Genomic DNA, 3,704 nt, shown 5'->3' with positions numbered 1-3,704 from the left:
GGCTCCTGAACCTTATTATTCATCAGCTGCCCAGGACCATTTAGTCAATCTTCCCAGATTTTGGTTTTGCCGGATTCCTCGGGTAAAGTTATTTCTCGTGCCGAGGAGTTCGGAACATTTCGAAAGAGATGCAAACCGTGCCTGGCAAACCATTGGGATATGGTGTAATTGGCAACACATCGGTTTCTGGTACCGACATTCTAGGTTCGAGTCCTGGTATCCCAGCGCTACAGCCGGGGCAGATTCTGCACCGGCTGGCATTGTCCGCTGAGCAGTCCGGACAAGCTATGGCCCCATCGTATAGCGGCCTAGTACGCCGCCCTCTCACGGCGGTAACGCGGGTTCGAATCCCGCTGGGGTCACGTTCACAAGAACAGGGCGGCATCAGCCCTCAACGATGCGAGCTATGCGGCCCCATCGTATAGCGGCCTAGTACGCCGCCCTCTCACGGCGGTAACGCGGGTTCGAATCCCGCTGGGGTCACGCTTGAAAATTCGCGGTACATCATCAGGATGTGCCGCGAATTTTCGTTTGAAGCCCTGGGACCGATTTCGGCTGTGTTTCGTCTGCGGAGCTTTCCCCGTTCTCTACCTTGGTTTGGCATGATGTAGTCGTGACTTCCCTAGACAGAGACGGCCAAACAGGACCACCGGCCCTCGAACTGCTCCAAAAGTGCCGGTCTGCCCTTGATGCGGTGCGCTTGCCGCTCGACCTCCCAGAGGCCGGCATCGTGCGCAACAGCGTGCACGATGCCGCCGTCCAACTCGATGACTACATCCTGCCTCGCTACCGCAGCCTCGATGCTCCACTGCTGGCGGTCGTCGGTGGCTCCACCGGGGCCGGTAAATCCACCCTGGTCAACGCGTTGGTCGGCCATCCGGTGACGAGGGCCGGAGCCATCCGTCCGACGACACGTCAGCCCATTTTGGTCCATCACCCGGCGGAGCGAGAGTGGTTCGACGGGGACCGAATTCTGCCCGGGCTACCCCGTATCACGGGGACTGTCGAGCCTGACGGGCAAAGACCGGGGGCCGAGACCGCGAGGGTGGTGGGCAAAGGTGAAAGTGCCGGCCCCGTGGGCGGGCCATCGCTGCTGCTCCTCGGGCAGGACACTATCCCGCAGGGCATTGCCCTGCTGGACGCACCTGACATCGATTCGGTGTCGGACGCCAACCGGCAATTGGCCGGACAACTGCTCGCGGCAGCGGATCTGTGGATTTTCGTGACCACTGCCAATCGGTACGCCGACGCGGTGCCGTGGCGGCTCTTGGCAGACGCAGCATCCCGCGACATCACCCTTGCCATCGTGCTGGACCGAGTCCCGTCGGGGGTGGAAGACGAGGTTGCTGCAGACCTGCGCTCCATGCTCGACCGACAGGGATTGGACAGCGCTCAGCTCTTCGTCGTCCAGGAATCCAAGCTTGACGGCCAGGGCATGATCGCTGCGGATGCCGTGGCACCCATCCGCGAGTGGTTGGCCGATATCGCCGCGGACAGTGCCGGCCGGGCAGCGATCGCCCGCAAGACGCTCACCGGGGTGGTCGCCACGCTTGGCCGCCGCACCTCCGCAATTGCCGTTGCACAACAAGAACAACACGACGCCGGCCGCCAGCTTGCCGGTCACGTCAACGAAGCCTATGCGGCCGCCGCGGAACGCATCGGTAATGCCACCAGCGAAGGGACGCTGCTGCGCGGCGAAGTTCTGGCCCGGTGGCAAGATTTCGTAGGGACCGGAGAGTTCTTCCGCTCGCTGGAATCGGGCATCGGTAAAGTACGTGACCGTATCGGCGCTTTCTTCACGGGCAAACCGCAGCCGGTCAGCACCGTCGAGGAAGCCATCGAATCCGGGCTGCACGCCGTCATCGTGGACGAAGCCGCCAAGGCAGCCGAGCAAGCAGAGGCCTTCTGGCGATCCGACCCCGCCGCCCGAACCCTCATCGGTACCGTCGACTACGGGTCGACCTCCGAGGGATTCAGCGACCGTGTCGCCGCGGAAATCCGTGACTGGCAAAACGAGTTGCTGGCCCTGATCCGATCAGAAGGAGCCGGAAAGCGTTTCACCGCCCGGATGGTCTCCTTCGGCGTCAACGGCGTCGCCGTGGCGTTGATGGTCGTGGTGTTCGCTTCCACCGCCGGACTGACGGGACTCGAGGTGGGTATTGCCGGAGGCACCGCCGTCGTCGGTCAAAAACTACTGGAATCCATTTTCGGGGAAGACGCCGTCCGGCGACTCGCCAAAAAAGCCCGCGAAGGACTCGAACAGCGGGTGAAAGGACTGCTCGCCGAGGAAAGCTCACGATTCCTGAACTTGCTGCACGGCACTCCAACTCTGGAGGAGATCGCTCGGTTGAAGGACTTGTCCAAGCGGCTGGATCAGCTCGCGCAAACCGCTCCGAAGGAGACGTCATGAGCCGCCGGGGGAAGGAGACAGCCACCACGCCGTTGATCGAACGACTCGAAGCGCTCCAGACTGCCACCGAACTCGGAACCGGCAGGGTCCCCGCGGCGGATATAGAGCGGGCGGGGATCGTCCTCGACCAGGCTTCCACCCGCAGGTCGCTGTCAGCCGAACACACCGTCGTCGGATTCTTCGGGGCCACGGGAAGCGGAAAGTCCTCGCTCTTCAACGCGGTGACCGGCCGGGAGCTGGCCCGTGCTGCGGCCATCCGCCCGACGACCAGCGTCGCACTGGCCGGTGTCTGGCAGGCAGAGGGCAGTGATGATCTTCTGGATTGGTTGCAGATTCAGGAGCGTCATCCACTCGATGAACCGCTGGGAACGAGCAAGAGCGGACTCTTGCGACGTCGAAGCGGGGTAGCCAGCGGTTTGATCCTCGTGGATCTCCCGGACTTCGATTCCACGACGGCAACACATCGCGAAACAGCCGAGCGACTCGCCGGGCAGGTCGATGTCCTCGTGTGGGTGCTCGATCCACAAAAATACGCCGATGCCGCGGTCCATCACGAATTCATCCGCCCGCTGGCCGCCTATGCCGGTATCACGCTCGTGGTCTTGAACCAGATTGATCTGCTGGATTCCTCGGACCGCACGGCAGTCTTCGAGTCCCTGCGCGGCATCCTCGAGGCCGATGGGCTCCGCCGTCCACGAGTCCATGCCGTGTCGGCAAAAACCGGAGAAGGCATCGACGGTTTGCGCGAAGCCATGGCCGATGTCGTCGTCGCCCGATCAGCGGCAACGGATCGGCTCCTCCAGGACGTCGCGGCTGCCGCGGACGGCCTGGTCGGAGAATCACTTTCACCGGCGGATCCCGACGCAGGAACGCGGGAAGACCCGGCGTTCGCCATCGGGAGGGGCCTGAGCGAACCCGGCCCGGCCCAGCAGCGACGTCTGGCTGATCATTTGGCAGAAGCTGCTGGAGTGGACACCGTGGTTGCCGCCACGCGGACCTCTTATCGGCTGCAGGCTCGGGCCCGGACCGGGTGGCCGGTGACCCGCTGGTTGTCCCGGCTTCGCCCCGACCCCTTGCGCCGACTGAATCTGCGTAGCCGAGACGTCAATCCTGCAGTGAACAGGACGTCACTCCCGGCCCCCGGCGCTGCCCAACGTGCCCAGGCGGATTCCGCGGTACGCGCCTTTGCCGACGGAGCGAGTCAGGGCGCCCCCGAAGCCTGGCGGGGATCGATCCGGCGTGCCGCCCGTGGAGGTTCGGAGGTGCTGCCGGTGGCGCTGGAGCTGGCGGTGGC

General features: G+C 63.9%; 2 protein-coding genes and 3 tRNA genes. All 5 read left to right on the top strand.

Translation table 11 applies throughout. The features are described from left to right. Nucleotides 1-153 precede the first annotated feature (153 nt). Nucleotides 154-225 (top strand) — tRNA-Gln (locus ACT3UE_RS15700). A gap of 64 nt (nucleotides 226-289) precedes the next feature. Further along, nucleotides 290-362 (top strand) — tRNA-Glu (locus ACT3UE_RS15695). 48 nt (nucleotides 363-410) lie between these two features. Continuing rightward, a tRNA-Glu gene (locus tag ACT3UE_RS15690) sits at nucleotides 411-483 on the top strand. A 130-nt stretch (nucleotides 484-613) separates the two neighbouring features. After that, the gene (locus ACT3UE_RS15685) at nucleotides 614-2,410 is read left to right on the top strand and encodes a dynamin family protein (RefSeq protein ID WP_444567018.1); all 1,797 of its coding nucleotides are present in this window, start codon (nucleotides 614-616) and stop codon (nucleotides 2,408-2,410) included. Continuing rightward, the coding region (locus tag ACT3UE_RS15680) for a GTPase (RefSeq protein WP_444567017.1) at nucleotides 2,407-3,704 on the top strand (1,298 nt) is incomplete at its 3' end. The genes ACT3UE_RS15685 and ACT3UE_RS15680, both read left to right, overlap by 4 nt.

It is taken from the genome of Arthrobacter sp. 179 (assembly GCF_052379645.1).
Lineage (GTDB): Bacteria > Actinomycetota > Actinomycetes > Actinomycetales > Micrococcaceae > Arthrobacter_H.
Note: the sequence above shows the minus strand (reverse complement) of the source record. Positions and strands in the feature narration are given on the sequence as shown.